Genomic DNA, 16,701 nt, shown 5'->3' with positions numbered 1-16,701 from the left:
GTGACCGCCACCGAGCGCGCACAGCGCACCGCCGAGGCGGATGCGCTGTGCGCGTCGGCGTACGACGACTGCGGGGGACCGGAGGTCGGCGCGGCGCTCGTGGCGGTGGGCGGCTACGGCCGCTCGGAGCTGGCGCCGCACTCCGATCTCGACGTCGTCCTCGTCTCCGACGAGGGCGTCGCGCTGGGGGAGGTGGCCGAGAAGGTCTGGTACCCGCTCTGGGACTCCGGGGCCAAGCTCGACCACTCGGTCCGCACGCTGCCCGAGATGGTGGCCGCGGCCGACGGGGACCTCAAGGTCGCCCTGGGGCTGCTCGACCTCCGGCACCTCGCCGGTGACCCCAACCTGACCCTGCGCCTGCGCACCACCATGCTGGCCAACTGGCGTCGTCAGTCCCGCGAGCGGCTGCCGGCGCTGCACGCCATGGTGCGCTCCCGCCACGACCTGATCGGCGAGCTCGCCCACCTGTCCGTGCCCGACCTCAAGGAGGCCGAGGGCGGACTGCGCGACGCGACCGTGCTCAAGGCGCTGGTCGCCACGTGGCTGGTCGACGTGCCGCACGTGGAGCTCGAGCGCTGCCGGCAGTCGCTGCTGGACGTGCGCGACCTGGTCCAGGGGCGCGCCGGCCGCGCCACCGACCGGATCGCCCCGGAGATGTGGCCGGATCTCGCGACCGAGCTCGGCCTCGAGGACGCCCGGGCCGCACAGGTGCACGTGCGCGAGCTCGGACGGCGGATCACTCACCTGTCCCGGCTGACCTGGCGTCGTGTCGACGGCGTGCTGTCCCGGCCCGTCTCGGTCAAGGGCGCCCGTCGCCCGTCCCTGTCGCCGCTGGCCCACGGGGTCGCGCTGTCCTCGGGCGAGGTGGTCCTCGACGGCAAGGTGAAGGCCGCCGACGACCCGCTGCTGCTGCTGCGCGCCTGCGCGGCCGCCGCGGAGCACGACGCCGTCCTCGCCCCGCCGACCGCCGCCCGCCTCGTCCGGGAGTGCCCCCCGTTGCCCGAGCCCTGGCCGTCGGAGGCCCGGCAGCTGCTCGTCCGGCTGCTCGCCTCCGGCCGAGGGCTGCTCCCGGTCTGGGAGACGCTGGAGGAGACCGGGGCCCTGAGCGGGATCCTCCCGGAGTGGGAGCGGATCCGGCTGCTGCCGCACGCCTCCGCGATCCACCGCTACACCGTCGACCGACACGTCGTGGAGACCTGCATCGAGGCCTCGACCCTGATCCGCAACGTCTCGCGCCCCGACGTCCTCATGGTCGCCGCGCTGCTGCACGACATCGGCAAGGGCAGCCTGACCGAGCACAGCGTGGCGGGGGAGCCCCTGGCCCGGGACATCGCGACCCGGATGGGCTTCGAGGAGTCCTCGGTCGAGCTGGTCGCGACGCTGGTGCGATGGCACCTGCTCCTCGCCGAGACCGCGACCACCCGCGACCCCGACGACCCCGCCACCGTCGACCTCGTCGCGTCCCGGATGCCCAGCGTCGAGGCGCTCTCGCTGCTGACGTCCCTCACCGAGGCCGACGCGCGGGCCACCTCGCCCAAGGCGTGGTCGACCTGGCGCTCCGGCCTGATCCGCGACCTGGCGCGCCGGACGCGGGCGGTCATGGACACCGGGCTCGCCCAGCCCGACGTCCCCGACGAGGTCGTGGACATCCCCAAGGACGTGCGCAAGGGCGGGGTGTCGGTGCGGGTCGAGCCCGCGGAGGACGGCTCCCGGGTCACCGTCGTGGCGCTTGACCGGGTCGGCCTGATGGCCGACATGGCCGCGATGCTCGCCCTGCAGCGGGCCCCGGTCCGCGCCGCGCGGGCCTGGGCGCAGGAGCAGTACGGCGTGGTCGTGTGGGAGACCGCCGACGAGCACCTCGACGCCGCGGTGCTGCGGCAGCGGTTCGAGGCGATCGTCGAGGGCCGCCTCGACGCGGCGGGGCGACTGCGACCGGCCGACGCCCAGGTGCTCGCGCCGAGCGTCGCGGTCCGACCGGAGGCCTCCGCGCAGGCGACGGTGCTCGAGGTGCGCGCGGCCGACCGGCCCGGGGTCGTCTACCTGGTGTGCGCGGCACTCGCGCGGCTCGGGATCGCCGTACGCAGTGCACACGTGGACACCCTCGGTCCGCAGGCCGTCGACGTGTTCTACCTGCAGGAGTCCTCGGCCGGTGCCCTCCACGACGACCGGGCCGCCCAGGCGGCGCATGCCGTCCGCGCCGCGCTGACCGGTGAGGACGTCACGTAGTCTTGGCCCTCGACTGACCCACTCTTCGACGAGGACGCCTCTTTGTTCGCCACTCTCTCCGACCGGCTCGCCGACACCTTCAAGAACCTCCGGGGGAAGGGCCGCCTCTCCGAGGCGGACATCGACGCGACCGCCCGCGAGATCCGGATCGCCCTGCTCGAGGCCGACGTCGCGCTCCCGGTCGTCAAGGAGTTCGTCGGTGCGGTCAAGGAACGCGCCCGCGGCGAGGAGGTCAGCCAGGCGCTGAACCCCGCCCAGCAGATCGTCAAGATCGTCAACGAGGAGCTCGTCGGCATCCTCGGCGGCGAGACCCGCCGGCTGCGCTACGCCAAGACCGGCCCGACCGTCATCATGCTCGCCGGCCTCCAGGGCGCCGGCAAGACGACGCTCGCGGCCAAGCTCGCGCTGTGGCTCAAGGACCAGGGCAAGACCCCGATCCTCGTCGCCGCCGACCTCCAGCGCCCCAACGCGGTCAAGCAGCTCCAGGTCAACGGTGAGCGGGTCGGCGTGCCGGTCTTCGCCCCCGAGCCCGGCAACGGCGTCGGCGACCCGGTCGCCGTCGCGCGCGCCTCGGTCGAGGAGGCCAAGCGCAAGCTGCACGACGTCGTCATCGTCGACACCGCCGGCCGCCTCGGCGTCGACGCCGAGCTGATGCAGCAGGCCTCCGACATCCGCGACGCCGTCCAGCCCGACGAGGTGCTGTTCGTCGTCGACGCGATGATCGGCCAGGACGCCGTCACGACCGCGCAGATGTTCCTCGACGGCGTCGGGTACGACGGCGTCGTCCTCACCAAGCTCGACGGTGACGCCCGCGGTGGTGCGGCGCTGTCCATCGCCTCGATCACCGGCAAGCCGGTCATGTTCGCCTCCGCCGGCGAGAAGATGACCGACTTCGATCTCTTCCACCCCGACCGCATGGCCTCGCGCATCCTCGACATGGGCGACGTGATGACCCTGATCGAGCAGGCCGAGAAGGCCTTCGACCAGGACGAGGCCATGAAGGCCGCCGCCAAGCTGAGCGGCCAGGGCGGCGAGTTCACGCTCGACGACTTCCTCAACCAGATGCAGCAGGTCCGCAAGCTCGGCTCGATGTCGAAGATCATGGGGATGCTGCCCGGGATGGGGCAGTTCCGCGAGCAGCTCGAGAACTTCGACGAGCGCGAGATCGACCGGATCCAGGCGATCATCCAGTCGATGACGCCGGCCGAGCGTGCCAACCCCAAGATGATCGACGGCTCGCGCCGGGCCCGCATCGCCAAGGGCTCGGGCCGCCAGGTCTCCGACGTCAACAACCTCGTCGACCGGTTCTTCGAGGCCCGCAAGATGATGATGCAGATGGCGCGCGGGGGCGGCATGCCCGGGATTCCCGGCATGCCGGGGATGCCCGGCATGGGCGGCAAGCGCGGCAAGACCAAGGCGCAGCCCAAGAAGGGCAAGGGCGCCAAGCGCTCCGGCAACCCGGCCAAGGCCGCCCAGCAGGCCGCCGCGGAGAAGGAGAAGGCCGCCTCGGCCAACCCCTTCGGCCAGCCCACCGAGGACATCGACTACGAGAAGGCCGCCGCGGCCCTGGACCTGCCCAAGGACTTCTCCAAGTTCCTGAAGTGACCACCCTGGTCGTCGACGCCGCCAACGTCGTGGGCTCCCGCCCCGACGGCTGGTGGAAGGACCGGGCCGGCGCGGCCCGCCGCCTCCACGAGGGGCTGCTGGTCGCGGACACGCCGCACGACGTGATCGTGCTGGTGCTGGAGGGTGCCGCCAAGGGCGGGGTGAAGGCGGGCCGGGACGGCCACGTCCGGGTGGTGCACGCGCAGGGCAGCGGCGACGAGACGATCGTCGCCGAGACCCGCGCGGCCGCGGAGCGCGGTGACCGGGTGACCGTGGTGACAGCCGACCGGTTCCTGCGGGCGCGCTGCGAGGGCGTCGGGGCGATGGCGCTGAGCCCCTCCTGGTTGCTCGACCAGCTGGGATAGTCCGGCACGTTTCTGTTGCTGCACCGGTTGAATTCGCCGGCCTCCGGACAACGGAAACGTGACGGACTATCGTCCTCCGGCATGACTGTCCTGAGGTTCAGCGGTCCGGTGCTCCCCGACGGGGAGACGCGTGAGCTGTACGTCGTGGACGGGCGGGTCACCTACGAGAAGCAGGCCGGCTCCGAGCTGGCCGGCAGCGGCTGGATCGTGCCCGGACTGGTCGACGCCCACAACCACCTCGGTCTCGAGGACCACGGCGCGGTCGGCGACGACGAGGTCGAGCGCCAGGCCGTCCTGGACCGCGACACCGGCGTGCTGCTCCTGCGCGACTGCGGGTCGCCGGCCGACACCCGCTGGGTGCACGAGCGCGAGGACCTCCCGCGGCTGATCCGGGCGGGGCGCCACATCGCGCGGACGAGGCGCTACATCCGCAACTACGCCCACGAGATCGAGCCCGAGGACCTCACGGCGTACGTCGCCCGCGAGGCCCGCGCCGGCGACGGCTGGGTCAAGCTCGTGGGGGACTGGATCTCCCGCGAGACCGGCGACCTGGCGCCGTCGTTCCCCGAGGACGCGTTCGCGGCGGCCATCGCCGCGGCCCACGAGGCGGGCGCCCGGGTGACCGCCCACTGCTTCGGCCCGGACGTCCTCCAGGGCCTGCTGGACGCGGGCATCGACTGCATCGAGCACGGCACCGGCCTCGCGGTCGACCAGGTCGAGCAGATGGCCGCGGCCGGGGTCGCGCTGGTGCCGACGGTGATGCAGACCGCGAAGTTCCCCGGGTTCGCCGACGCCGGCCGGGAGAAGTTCCCCGACTACGCCGCGACCATGGAGGACCTCTACGCCCGCCGGCGCGAGACGCTGATGTCGGCCTACGAGGCGGGTGTCGCGCTGTACGTCGGCTCCGACGGCGGCGGCGTCGCCCGGCACGGCGAGCTGGCCGGCGAGATCGAGGCCATGGTCGGACTGGGGCTGCCCGCCGACTACGTCCTGGGGGCGGCGTCCTGGCGGGCCCGCGCCTGGCTCGGCTGGAACGCCGGGCTCGACGAGGGCGCGCCCGCCGACTTCGTGGTCCTCGACCGCAACCCGATCGAGGACCTCTCGGTGCTGCGCACGCCGGCCCGGGTGGTGCTGCGCGGCCGCGTCGTGGCCTAGGCGGCTCGCTCGCGCGGAGCCCCGGTCGCGAACAGCACGGTCGTCACGATGAGGACGAGCACGCCGGCGCCGCCGAGGACGAGCGGCAGGAGGATGGTCGCGACGATCCCGCCGACGAAGCCGCCCAGCCGCGGTGCCTCGCTGACCAGCACGTGCCCGCCGCCGCTGCACTCGAACGCGAGCCGGCCGGACCCGGGGTCGAAGCGGAGCATGCCGTGGAAGCTGCCCTGGGAGTCGGTCCGTGAGAACTCGCCGTGCACGGGCCGGGCATCGACCGGGTCGCCGGTGTCGGCGTCGTGGATGACGCACTGCTGCGTGCGGCCGTCCTCGAACCACAGCATCCGGTCGCGGTCGAGGTCGCCCTCGAGCACGACCGCCGCGAGGTCGCCGGTGGCCGGCACGGTCGCCTCGGTCGACAGGAGCCCCTTGAGCGTCCACACGAACAGCCCGATCCCGACGGCGATCGCGAGCACCACGAGGCCCCCGCCCAGGGCGAACCACCATCCGCTGGGGCGACGCCTGCGCGGGAGGGGCGGCGGGACCGGAGGGCCGGCGTACGGCGGGGGCGCGCCGTGGGGTGGCGGGGTGCTCATGGCAGCACCCTGCCCGATTTAGGCCGGGCCGGTCAGGTCTGGCAGAATCTCCCGCTGAGTCCTGTGCGCCCGGACCCTCTCACCCGGACGCCGCAGAGCCCATCGAGGAGCCCGACCCGGTGTCCCCACCTGGTCCGCGGGTCCCTCACCACACACCATTCATCGAGGAGACACCCCAACGTGTCGGTCAAGATCCGTTTGAAGCGCCTGGGCAAGGTCCGGGTGCCGCAGTACCGCATCGTCATCGTCGACTCGCGCAAGAAGCGCGACGGTCGCGTGATCGAGGAGATCGGCAAGTACCACCCCAAGGAGGACCCGTCGTACATCGCGGTCGTCTCCGAGCGGGCGCAGTACTGGCTGGGCGTCGGCGCGCAGCCGACCGAGGCCGTCGAGGCGATCCTCAAGGTCACCGGCGACTGGCAGACCTTCAAGGGTCTCCCGGGCACCGAGGGCACCCTGAAGGTCAAGGAGCCCAAGCGCGACAAGCTCGAGATCTTCAACGAGGCGCTCAAGGAGGCTCACTCCGAGCCCAAGGGCGACGCCGTGACGAAGAAGGCCGCCAAGAAGGCCGAGCCCAAGGCCGACAAGGCTGAGAAGGCCGAGAAGGCTGACGAGGCGAAGACCGAGGAGGCTCCCGCGGCTCCCGCGGCTGACGAGGCGAAGGCCGACGAGCCCACCGAGGCCACCGAGGGCACCGACAAGGCCGAGGCCTGAGCGCCGTGCTCGCCGAGGCCCTCGAGCACCTGGTGCGCGGTGTCGTCGAGCACCCGGACGACGTGAGCGTCCGCGACAAGCAGCTGCGTCGCGGTTCGATCCTCGAGGTCCGGGTGCACCCGGACGACCTCGGCAAGGTGATCGGCCGTGGCGGCCGCACCGCGACCGCGTTCCGCACGGTGATCTCCGCGCTGGCCGGTCGGGGCGGGGCCCGCGTCGACTTCGTCGACGTGGACCGGCGCCGCTGAGCCCAGGACCGCTTGAATGGGTGCCGTCCCTCCGGGGACGGCACCCGTTCGCCATTTCCAGCAGCAGACGCAGAGCAGCGAGAGGAACACGTGGAGACGATCGAGGTCGTGGTCGGCCGCATCGGCAAGCCGCACGGCATCCGGGGTGAGGTCACCCTCGACCTGCGCTCCGACGAGCCCGAGCGCCGCTTCGCGCCCGGCGCGGTCCTGCGGGCGGAGGCGCCGCGCGGGTCGCACAGCCCGCTTCGCCAGCTGACCGTCGCGAAGGCGCGGTGGCACCAGCAGACGCTCCTCGTGACGTTCGTCGAGATTCCAGACCGCAACGCCGCCGAGGCCGCGCGGGGGATCACCCTGCACGCGACCATCCCGGCCGACGCCTCGCCCGACGACCCCGACGAGTACTACGACCACCAGCTCGTCGGCCTCGCGGTGCACGACCTCGACGGCACCCACCTCGGCGAGGTGAGCGCGCTGGTGCACGGCGGCGCGCAGGACCTCTTGGTCGTGAGGACGCCCGACGGCCGCGACGCGCTGGTGCCGTTCGTGAAGGCGCTGGTCCCCGAGGTCGACGTACCCGGTGGACGGGTCGTCGTCGCCGACCGCCCCGGTCTGGTGACACCGCTCCCCGAGGACGACTGACCCGGTGCGCATCGACGTCGTCACGATCTTCCCCGACTACCTCGCCCCGCTGGAGCTCTCGCTGGCGGGCAAGGCGCGTGACAAGGGGCTGCTGGACATCCGCGTCCACGACCTGCGGCAGTGGACCCAGGACCGGCACCACACGGTCGACGACACGCCGTACGGCGGCGGCGCGGGCATGGTCATGAAGCCCGAGCCCTGGGGCGCGGCCTTCGACGAGCTCGCCATCGAGGATGCGACCGTTGTGGTCACCACTCCCTCGGGCGAGCCGTTCACGCAGTCGCTGGCGCGCGAGCTGTCGACGCGCGGGCGGATCGTCTTCGCCTGCGGTCGCTACGAGGGCATCGACCAGCGGGTGCTCGACCACGCCCGCACCCGCACCGAGGTCCGCGAGGTCTCGATCGGCGACTACGTCCTCAACGGCGGGGAGGTGGCCGCGCTCGCGATCACCGAGGCCGTCGTGCGGCTGCTGCCGGGCTTCATGGGCAACGCGGAGTCGCTGGTGGAGGAGTCCCACGCCCTGTCCGATTCGGGGGCGAGCCTCCTGGAGTACCCCGTCTACACCAAGCCCGCCGCCTGGCGCGGGCTCGAGGTGCCCGAGGTCCTGCTCGGCGGCAACCACGCGGCGATCGCGTCCTGGCGCCACGACCAGGCGGTGCGCCGTACGACGGAGCGCCGGCCCGACCTGCTGCCCGCGGCCACGCTGCTCGACGGGGTCGAGGTCCGGCTCGCCGAGCCGGCGGACGCGGGTGAGCTGTTCGTCCTCCAGCGTGCCTGCTGGGTGCAGGAGCAGCAGGACAACCCCGACGTGCGGATCCCCGCCCTCCACGAGTCCCTGGACGACCTGCGCTCCTGGCTGGGTCGCGACACCGTCCTCGTGGCGCGCTCCGCCGGCCGGCTGGTCGGCGCCGTCCGCGCCTCCTTGCACGGTGACCTCTGGGAGGTCGGGCGGCTGATGGTGGCCCCCGACGTGGCGGGCCGCGGGCTCGGCCGCAGCCTCCTGGAGCGGATCGAGGCGCTGGCCCCCACCGAGGCCGCGTCGTACGCCCTCTTCACCGGGGCCGGGAGTGCACGCAACCAACGCATGTACAAAAAGGCCGGCTACCGCCTGCGCGGCGAGGTCGAGCCGGGCGTCGTGCGCATGACCAAGCGGATTTCCCGGGCCTGAGGGCCCTGTGGCAGACTGGCTCCTCGGCCCAGCCGGCCAAACACGGATCGCCCCGAGGACTCGTCCTGCCGGGGGGTCCGCGTCAGTTCCTGCCACAGGGGGAGCCTGACGCCGCCGGTCACCAGTGCTGGGCCGACAACTGAACGCGACATCCCCGTACCGCGTCTGACCTGTGGCAGCCGTGAGGAGAGAAATGACCAACCTCATTGCCGAGCTCGGCAACGCCCACAAGCGCGACGACGTCCCGGCCTTCCGCGCCGGCGACACCATCAAGGTCCACGTGAAGGTCGTCGAGGGCAGCCGCTCCCGTGTCCAGGTCTTCCAGGGCGTCGTGATCCGCGTGCACGGCTCGGGCATCGGCCGCACGTTCACGGTCCGCAAGGTTTCCTTCGGCGTCGGTGTCGAGCGCACCTTCCCGCTGAACTCCCCGATCTTCGAGTCGATCGAGATCGTCACCCGCGGTGACGTCCGTCGCGCGAAGCTCTACTACCTGCGCAACCTGCGCGGCAAGGCCGCCAAGATCAAGGAGCGTCGCGAGAGCTGAGCGATTCCCGACCAGAGGATCGCTAGGCTCTGCAAGTGACTTCCGAGGACCGCGACCCCACGACCGTCGTCGAACCAGACGAACCGGGGTCGCGGTCTTCGCATTCCCAGAACAGGACGGGCTCCGTGAAGGCCGCCGGCACCAAGAAGAAGCACCTGCCGATCTGGCAGGAGACGATCCTGCTGCTCGGGATCGCCCTCGTCCTGGCCATCGTCATCAAGGCGCTGTTCGTCCAGGCGTTCTACATCCCGTCGGAGTCGATGGAGCCGGGCCTGGTCAAGAACGACCGGATCCTCGTCCAGAAGGTCTCCTACTGGTTCGGCGGGACGCCCCAGCGCGGCGACGTGGTCGTCTTCAAGGACCCGGGTGACTGGCTCGGTGCCGACGAGGCCACCGGGCCCGACTCCGGGATCACCTCGCTGATGGCCAAGATCGGCCTCTACCCGTCCGGTGGCCACCTCGTGAAGCGGGTCATCGGCGTGGCCGGCGACGTGATCAAGTGCTGCGACAAGCAGGGCCGGATCATGGTCAACGGCCAGCCGCTCGACGAGGACGCCTACGTCAAGCACGACGACACGCCCTGCAACGGGCCGATGATCGGCTGCAACTGGACCGCCGGCCCCGTGCCGGCCGGGCACATCTTCGTGATGGGCGACAACCGCGGCCACTCGGCCGACTCCACCGTGCACATGTGCACCAAGGACGAGACCGACTGCGTGCCCGGCGACGAGTACGTCGACACCGATCTCGTGGTCGGCAAGGTCTTCGTCCTGCTGTGGCCCTCCGACCGCTTCTCCTGGCTGCACCGCCCCGCCGACTTCGCGGACGTGCCCGACCCCTCCTGAGCCCGCGCGGCCACCCATGAGCTCCCTGCCCCGAGGATCCACCGTCCGGCGTGACGCCGGGCTCTACGGCTACGAGCGCGCCCTCCGCCGCCACGGCATCGAGCCGATCGCCGGGGTCGACGAGGCGGGCCGCGGCGCGTGCGCCGGCCCGCTCGTCGCGGGTGCCGCGATCCTGCCTCCGGGAAAGGCGGGGATCGTCCCGGGACTGGCCGACTCCAAGCTGCTCACCGAGAAGGCCCGGGAGCGCTGCTACGACCAGGTCGTCAAGCGCGCCCTGTCGTGGTCGGTGGTGGTGCTGCCACACGACGAGTGCGACCGGCTCGGCATGCACGTCGCCAACGTCGAGGCGCTGCGCCGGGCGGTCGCGCTGCTCGATCTGCCGCCCGCCTACGTCCTCACCGATGGCTTCCCGGTCGACGGCCTGGGCGTTTCCGGCCTGGCCGTGTGGAAGGGCGACCGGGTCGCCGCGTGCATCGCCGCGGCCTCGGTCCTGGCCAAGGTCACCCGCGACCGCATCATGCGCGACCTGGACACCGACTGGCCGGCGTACGACTTCAAGACGCACAAGGGCTACATCACCGACGTGCACACCGCTGCGCTGCTCGAGCACGGCCCGTCGCCGGTCCACCGGATGCGGTTCGTCAACGTACGGCGGGCCGCCGGGCTCGAGCCGCCCGCACCCGTGCAGAATGACCGTGAACTGGCCCTGAGCCCCTCCGCGGGGCCGTCCACGAGGATGTCCAGGGGGCCGTCGATGGGGGAGGAGACCCGATGAGTGCCGAGGATCTCGAGAAGTACGAGACCGAGATGGAGCTCACCCTCTACCGCGAGTACCGCGACGTGGTCTCGATCTTCAAGTACGTCGTGGAGACCGACCGCCGCTTCTACCTGTGCAACCAGGTCGACGTGAAGGCCCGCACCGAGGCCGGCGAGGTGTTCTTCGAGGTGTCAATGAGCGACGCGTGGGTGTGGGACATGTACCGCCCGGCGCGGTTCGCGAAGAACGTGAAGGTCCTGACGTTCAAGGACGTCAACGTCGAGGAGCTGAGCCCCTCGGAGATCGACCCGCCGAAGGTCTGAAACCTCAGCACGGTCCCAGGTCTGGACCTTCCGGGCCAGAAGTAAAATTACTGGCAAATTTCTCGCTACTCCCGGGTAACCGACTTACCGTCGGGAGACAGGCGGCGACTCGGAGCCGCCACGTCTGCGTTCGCACACGGGGGAGAGATGCCGGGCTCGCGATGCCGTCCCCGCCACGCCGACTCCGGTGTGGCGGCGGTGGAGGCCGGCCTCGTGGTGAGCCTCCTCCTTGCGCCGCTGCTGGTGGGCATCATCCAGTGGGGCGACTACTTCTGGCGTGCCCAGAGCGTCGACACGCTGGCGCCGGCCGTGCCCACCGGAGCCGTGGCAGGAACCTTCACGTGTGAGGGCCTCAAGTCCGCGGTGGCCGCGCAGGTCGCCAGCGTGGTGAACGGACTCAACCCGTCCGGATCGCCCATGACAGCGGCCGCGGTCCTGGTCACTGTCACCGAGGTGCTGCCCAGCGTCGGGGTGACTGTCGACATCCATGTCGAGGCTCCGACGAGTGGTTTGGCTTCCTTGATCCCACTGCCCGGAGGTGGGGCGCTGGTCACGGACTTCTCCCAGCGGCTCAGTGACGTCACGGTGAGCAGCGCGGTATGTCGGTGACGAGGTCGCCTGGCGCGCGTCCCCGTCGTCCCGACGACGTCGGCGCGGTTGCGGTGTTCACCGCCATCGTGGCTGTTGTCCTCCTCGTCATCGCAGCCTTCACCGTTGATCTCGGGAACACGTGGGCGCGCCGCGGCCAGCTTCAGGTGCAGGCCGACCGGGCCGCCACCTACGCCGCCCAGTTCCTGCCGGCAGACACCGACGCGCAGCGCGTCAAGGTCGCCAAGGCCGTCGCCTACTACGTCGCCTGCCACCCGGTGCCGGGGCAGGCCGAGCTCAACCCGGGTATACCAGCATGCCCGGCGGACCCGACCTCGGCGACGCTCGACTCCTATGCCGCGGGGCTGCTTGCCGCGCACATGGTCGAGATCCCGGTTCGCAACCAGGTCAAGGTGCTCACACCGCGGGCGCAGATCGACTTCGGCTTCGCCGGCGTCGTCGGCAAGGACGGCACGATCCAGCAGAAGCAGGCGACCGCAAAGGTGACGTCGCCGGGGCTGCTGGCACCGATGGCGCTCTCGCTCGACTGCTTGCTCAACGCCGGTGGCAACCTCCTCAACGGCGGGGTGCCGTTCGGGTACATCTCGACCACTCACCAGAACGCCGGACCGGTTCCAGTCACCACCACGTGGCCGACCACGACGCTGGTGGACCCGAAGATGAACGGAGTGTCTCCTGGCCGGGTCACCCAGCAACTGTCGGGAACGACACCGAACGTTCAGGTGAGCGGCAAGGAATGGCCGGCGCTGAGCGCGAACCAGAAGTACGTGGTGGCTTTCGCTCGCGGTAGTGGGCTCCAGCGTCAGCAGTACGAAGCCGCCGGCACCTTGACCCTCAACCCGGGCAACAACCCCAGACGCCTCGGTTACCTCGTGGTGGCAGTACCACCAGGCGTCATGCTGACCGCGGGCGAGTGGCAGGTGAAGGTCGCGGTCGTGACGACGACGGTGTTGGGCGTGGAGACGGGCCGCGGGTACTCCATCGACACGTCGTTCCTGAACGTCGACCCACTGCTGGACAGTCTCAATGACGTGTCATGCGGTCGGTTGCTCAAGAGCCCGCGAGAGGGCACCCAGGCGAGCATCAACTTCATCCTGAACCTCCAGAACGGCATCGACCACCTGATCACGCAGTACCCGACGCTGCTCAGCACGGGAGCACTGAGCTTCGACGCCCTGAAGACGCTGGTCAATGCCACTCAATGCGATGCGAGCTCGCCGAGCACCGTCAAGGACACCAACGGCAACAACGGAGGCCAGGTTCCGAACTGCGTCGTCACCAACATGAGCAATGCCTACGAGGCCGGTTTCACCGAGGGCATGATCGGGGCCCAGGGACGGCTGACGTGCACGTCGACGCATCCGTGCGCGGCGGGCAGGACCTTCTCCCTGAACGGCCGTTCGATCAACGACGATCGGTTCACGGATTTCGTGATCAACCCATCTCTGTTGACGTCCCAGACGTTCTTCAACACCGACACCTACCTCAGCAGCGGACTGCCCGTCATCACTCCGACGAGCAACCTCAAGCGAGGCATCTACGACTCGAGTCGATTCATGTGGGTGGCGGTCATCTCGACAGCAGGGGCCACGTCCGCTGTTCAGGCCGGCGACTACCCGGTGCTGACGTTCCGTCCGATCTTCATCACACAGGCTTCGGCCCTCGACGGGACCCTTCCGCTCCTCGATCAGGCGGTCCTGTCCCCGTTGTCGGGCGGCCTGCTCACGGCCACGAGTCTCATCGACCAGTCGTTCACGAACCCCCTGCAGCCCTACAGCGAACCGGACGTCGCACTGAAACACGGGCTGCTGATGGACTCGTCGGGAAAGCTGCGCGCCATCCGTTTCATGACCATCAGCCCGAGCGCGCTGCCGGCAGTCCCCGCGGATTACCACGGTGCCGAGTCGGAGTACGTCGGGGTCGGCCCCCGGATCATCAGGCTGGTCCAGTGAGAGCCCGAAGCGACGATGGCTCGACTGTCGTCGAGTTCGCCCTGGTCTTCCCGATCGTGCTTCTTGTGGTGCTGGGGATCATCCAGTACGGCTACCAGTACTGGGCCCTCGAGACGGCCGCTGCGACCGCCCGTGAGGCGGCGAGGCGGCTCATCGTCGGCACCGACCCGACGTGCACGGTCGACGCGGCGCGGGCTCACGCGGAGTTCCCGAACGTAGGCTCGACCCCGCCAACCGTCACCTATCGGTATGCCAACGCGACGAACACCGCCGCGCGTGGCGTCTTGGTCACAGTGACGGTGCGGATCCAGAGTCTCGACCTGGCAATCCTGCCAGTGCCGGACCACGGAACTGTGATCCAGAGCGCGACCAACCGGGTCGAGAACGTGCCGATCGACCCACTGGCCTGCGTGACACCGTGAGGCTGTCGACTGATTCGTCCACATGGTCCACCCGGGCGGTGCCCGGATGACCGATCGGTCATGTCGGCTCGAGGGACGGGGTCACTAGGCTGAGCTCCTAGCCGGACGGGGGTCACGGAGGGAGTCTCGGTTGGCTGGGCCATCTCGGGCCCGGGCGCGCGTCGACCGCGGTGCTGCCGTGGTGGAGTTCGCGCTCCTCGTCCCCGTTCTCCTGCTGCTGGTCTTCGGCATCATCCAGTACGGCTTCTACTTCTGGGCGATGCAGGGCGGCAGCGACATCGCACGCAGTGCCGCCCGCTCGGCCGCCGTCGGCAACCCGCCGACGTGCTCGGCGTTCACCTCCGGCGTGCGCCAGCAGATCAACGACCTGACCGGCACCGGCACCGGGGCCGTGGTCACGCGCAGCTACTCGACGGCGCCGCCCGCGGTGAAGGTCGGCGACACCGTCACGGTGCGGGTGGAGTTCACCAGCTTCGACCTGCACCTGCCCTTCCTGCCGTTCGTGCACGACGGACGGGTCTCCCAGACCGCGAAGGCCCGCGTCGACTACGTCCCGAGCCAGCCGCAGGCCTGCCCGTGACGACCCGATCGCGCCGGCGCGAGGACTCGGGCGCCACGGCGGTGCTGGTCGCCATCCTGGCCGTCGCCCTGTTCTCCATGGCTGCGTTGGCGGTCGACCTCGGCAACGCCTGGGCCCGCAAGCGCGCGGTCCAGAAGCAGGTCGACGTGAGTGCCCTCAGCGCCGGCTACCTGTTGCCCGAGACCTCGCTCAACAAGCTGACGATCGCCGACCGGGTGGCCGGCTTCCTCAACGAGAACAGCACCTCCGGCCAGACGACCGTGACCGCCGCTCAGCTCGTGGACGGGGTCCCGGGCAACGGCGAGGTGACGTTCCAGGACGCCGACGGCCACGACTGCCTCGAGGGCTGCATCCGGATGACCGTGCTCGCCCCGGCCGCCCGTGTGCAGTTCGGCTTCGCGAAGGTGCTCGGCTCCACGCACACCGACGTGCAGCGCACGGCCACGGTGCAGGTGCAGTCTGCCCTGCCGCCGAAGCAGAAGCTGGTCCCGTTCTGGCTGCCGAGCGGCTGTGGCTACGGCCCGGCCCAGGCGGACACCTCCCAGGGCAACCAGGCGGCACCCGCCACGGCCACGCCGACCCCGACGCCGACCCCGACGCCCACGTCGAGCACCGCGACCGCGAGCGCCATTCCGACCTCGGCCAGCCCCACGCCGGCGTACGGCTTCACACCCGGTCCCAGCGACTCCGGGTCGCACGTCCTCGCGGGGACGTCGCCGATCGCGGTCGCGCAGGGGGGTTCGGTCACGATCTCGACGTACTCCGTGACCAACCTGCCCAACAACACCGACCGCGCGTCGTTGCGCTTCTGGTCCCCGAACGGCACGACGTACGTCGACTACGCCGCCCAGTCGGTCGCCAAGAAGCAGTCGGTGCTCGCGGTGCCGTCCTTCCCGGTCGGGCCGGAGGTCACCGCGACTGCCGGGGACTGGCGGGTCTACGCCCTGGTGCAGAGCAACAGCCAGGTCCGCTACTCCTCCAACTACCTCATCGTCCACGTCACGGCGACTGCCACGACGGCACCGGCGACGTCCTCGGCCCCGCCCACCGCAACGGTGACCCCGACCGTGAGCGCCAGCGCCTCGGCGACGAGCGTGCCGGTGGGATGCGTGGGTCAGGACCGGGGCAACTTCGGCCAGCTCGACAGCCCGCGGCTCGACGGCTCCTCCACGCAGAAGCGGCTTGCCCGCAACATCGCCGGCGGGCTCGACCACATGCTCGCGCCGTTCGAGTTCGCGCCTGCCCAGACGCCCACCAAGGACTGCGGTGACGGCCCCCACGGCTTCATCACCGGGGCCCAGCCGGACAACGTGTCCAGCAGCGACCCCCCGCGCAACTGCATCCAGGGCGACACCGGCAACGACGGCCCCGCGTTGTACGACGGGCTCGTCACCGGCACCGACGACGGCCAGGCGGCCCGTCTCGCGGTGAGCCGGGGACACACCCACTGTCCCGCCGACCCCTCCCGCGTCGACGTGTCGATCGACGGGCACCTGCTCAACAACGACGTGCTGTCCTGCTTCCTGACCAACGGTGCGACCCTGACCGACATCACCTCGGACACGGGGGTCAACACTGCGATGCTGGATCCCGCGGTCATCGCCTCGCCGCGGTTCGTGTGGCTGCCCATGGTCCTCGCCAACGACCGCGCGCAGAAGAACTTCCAGCCGATCATCGACTTCGTCCCGGCGTTCATCACCAACGAGTCACAGACGTCCCCGGCGTACGACAGCGGCGACAGCCACAACGGCCTCGAGATCAACGGCAACTCCGTCAAGACGCTCACCGTACTGACCTTCAACAAGGCGGCCCTGCCGATCGACGAGCAGTCGCCCACGGTCGACTACGACCCCACGCTCGCGCAGTCGATCGTCCGCCTCGTCGGCTGAGGGCGAGGCACCCGCCACCTCGCGTCCACAGCCCGCCCCGCGGACCACCTTGTCCCCAGGCCTCCCC

18 protein-coding genes are annotated in these 16,701 nt (G+C 70.7%); 17 read left to right on the top strand and 1 reads right to left on the bottom strand.

Going from position 1 to position 16,701, the window contains the following annotated elements; all coding sequences use genetic code 11:
• From FB382_RS12105 to FB382_RS12090, 4 genes are all read left to right on the top strand, one after another.
• Positions 1–2,226, top strand: coding sequence for a [protein-PII] uridylyltransferase (locus tag FB382_RS12105; RefSeq protein WP_182539460.1), 2,226 nt, complete (start codon positions 1–3; stop codon positions 2,224–2,226).
• A 42-nt stretch (positions 2,227–2,268) separates the two neighbouring features.
• Complete coding sequence (gene ffh, locus FB382_RS12100; protein ID WP_182539458.1) at positions 2,269–3,831, top strand: signal recognition particle protein; 1,563 nt, start codon at positions 2,269–2,271, stop codon at positions 3,829–3,831.
• A complete protein-coding gene (locus tag FB382_RS12095) occupies positions 3,828–4,196 on the top strand; it encodes a hypothetical protein (RefSeq protein WP_182539456.1) in 369 nt (122 codons plus the stop codon). The genes ffh and FB382_RS12095 overlap by 4 nt, the downstream gene beginning before the upstream one ends.
• An 81-nt stretch (positions 4,197–4,277) precedes the next feature.
• The gene (locus tag FB382_RS12090) at positions 4,278–5,351 is read left to right on the top strand and encodes an amidohydrolase family protein (protein ID WP_182539454.1); all 1,074 of its coding nucleotides are present in this window, start codon (positions 4,278–4,280) and stop codon (positions 5,349–5,351) included.
• Here the strand turns inward: FB382_RS12090 and FB382_RS12085 are convergent.
• Positions 5,348–5,944 carry a hypothetical protein gene (locus tag FB382_RS12085; protein WP_182539452.1) on the bottom strand — a complete coding sequence of 199 codons (597 nt, stop codon included), beginning with the start codon at positions 5,942–5,944 and terminating at the stop codon, positions 5,348–5,350. The genes FB382_RS12090 and FB382_RS12085 overlap by 4 nt on opposite strands.
• Positions 5,945–6,124: 180 nt before the next feature.
• On the opposite strand from FB382_RS12085, the gene rpsP reads away from it, so the two are divergent.
• From rpsP to FB382_RS12020, 13 genes are all read left to right on the top strand, one after another.
• The gene (rpsP, locus tag FB382_RS12080; protein ID WP_182539450.1) at positions 6,125–6,658 is read left to right on the top strand and encodes a 30S ribosomal protein S16; all 534 of its coding nucleotides are present in this window, start codon (positions 6,125–6,127) and stop codon (positions 6,656–6,658) included.
• 5 nt (positions 6,659–6,663) lie between these two features.
• A complete protein-coding gene (locus tag FB382_RS12075) occupies positions 6,664–6,906 on the top strand; it encodes an RNA-binding protein (RefSeq protein ID WP_182539448.1) in 243 nt (80 codons plus the stop codon).
• A gap of 90 nt (positions 6,907–6,996) precedes the next feature.
• On the top strand, positions 6,997–7,545 hold the full coding sequence (gene rimM, locus FB382_RS12070; RefSeq protein ID WP_343055587.1) for a ribosome maturation factor RimM: 549 nt from the start codon (positions 6,997–6,999) through the stop codon (positions 7,543–7,545).
• 4 nt (positions 7,546–7,549) lie between these two features.
• Positions 7,550–8,713: a tRNA (guanosine(37)-N1)-methyltransferase TrmD gene (trmD, locus tag FB382_RS22880; protein ID WP_182539446.1), complete on the top strand. Its 1,164-nt coding sequence runs from the start codon at positions 7,550–7,552 to the stop codon at positions 8,711–8,713.
• A gap of 193 nt (positions 8,714–8,906) precedes the next feature.
• Entirely contained in the window at positions 8,907–9,257 is a 351-nt protein-coding gene (gene rplS / locus FB382_RS12060) for a 50S ribosomal protein L19 (protein WP_125038809.1), read from the top strand.
• A 125-nt stretch (positions 9,258–9,382) separates the two neighbouring features.
• Entirely contained in the window at positions 9,383–10,102 is a 720-nt protein-coding gene (gene lepB / locus FB382_RS12055) for a signal peptidase I (protein WP_343055586.1), read from the top strand.
• A 16-nt stretch (positions 10,103–10,118) separates the two neighbouring features.
• Positions 10,119–10,877, top strand: a complete 759-nt coding sequence (locus tag FB382_RS12050; protein WP_182539442.1) for a ribonuclease HII — start codon at positions 10,119–10,121, stop codon at positions 10,875–10,877.
• The gene (locus tag FB382_RS12045; RefSeq protein ID WP_182539441.1) at positions 10,874–11,182 is read left to right on the top strand and encodes a DUF2469 domain-containing protein; all 309 of its coding nucleotides are present in this window, start codon (positions 10,874–10,876) and stop codon (positions 11,180–11,182) included. The genes FB382_RS12050 and FB382_RS12045 overlap by 4 nt, the downstream gene beginning before the upstream one ends.
• Positions 11,183–11,380: 198 nt before the next feature.
• Positions 11,381–11,791 carry a hypothetical protein gene (locus tag FB382_RS12040; protein ID WP_182539439.1) on the top strand — a complete coding sequence of 137 codons (411 nt, stop codon included), beginning with the start codon at positions 11,381–11,383 and terminating at the stop codon, positions 11,789–11,791.
• A gap of 53 nt (positions 11,792–11,844) precedes the next feature.
• Entirely contained in the window at positions 11,845–13,743 is a 1,899-nt protein-coding gene (locus FB382_RS22875; RefSeq protein WP_182539436.1) for a pilus assembly protein TadG-related protein, read from the top strand.
• Positions 13,740–14,165 carry a TadE family protein gene (locus tag FB382_RS22870; protein ID WP_343055585.1) on the top strand — a complete coding sequence of 142 codons (426 nt, stop codon included), beginning with the start codon at positions 13,740–13,742 and terminating at the stop codon, positions 14,163–14,165. Before FB382_RS22875 ends, FB382_RS22870 begins: the two co-directional genes overlap by 4 nt.
• A 130-nt stretch (positions 14,166–14,295) precedes the next feature.
• Positions 14,296–14,745: a TadE/TadG family type IV pilus assembly protein gene (locus FB382_RS12025; protein ID WP_125038803.1), complete on the top strand. Its 450-nt coding sequence runs from the start codon at positions 14,296–14,298 to the stop codon at positions 14,743–14,745.
• Positions 14,742–16,634, top strand: a complete 1,893-nt coding sequence (locus FB382_RS12020) for a TadE/TadG family type IV pilus assembly protein (RefSeq protein ID WP_182539431.1) — start codon at positions 14,742–14,744, stop codon at positions 16,632–16,634. Before FB382_RS12025 ends, FB382_RS12020 begins: the two co-directional genes overlap by 4 nt.
• Positions 16,635–16,701: the final 67 nt, after the last annotated feature.

It is taken from the genome of Nocardioides ginsengisegetis (assembly GCF_014138045.1).
GTDB classification, from domain to species: Bacteria; Actinomycetota; Actinomycetes; order Propionibacteriales; family Nocardioidaceae; genus Nocardioides; species Nocardioides ginsengisegetis.
This window is presented reverse-complemented; position numbering and strand designations above follow the sequence as displayed.

What these genes read in the sequence shown, in the direction of transcription:
- FB382_RS12045 (WP_182539441.1), top strand. Translation starts at nt 10,874, where the DNA reads ATGAGTGCCGAGGATCTCGAGAAGTACGAGACCGAGATGGAGCTCACC.
- FB382_RS12050 (WP_182539442.1), top strand. Translation starts at nt 10,119, where the DNA reads ATGAGCTCCCTGCCCCGAGGATCCACCGTCCGGCGTGACGCCGGGCTC.
- FB382_RS12090 (WP_182539454.1), top strand. Translation starts at nt 4,278, where the DNA reads ATGACTGTCCTGAGGTTCAGCGGTCCGGTGCTCCCCGACGGGGAGACG.
- rplS (WP_125038809.1), top strand. Translation starts at nt 8,907, where the DNA reads ATGACCAACCTCATTGCCGAGCTCGGCAACGCCCACAAGCGCGACGAC.
- FB382_RS12085 (WP_182539452.1), bottom strand. Translation starts at nt 5,944, where the DNA reads ATGAGCACCCCGCCACCCCACGGCGCGCCCCCGCCGTACGCCGGCCCT.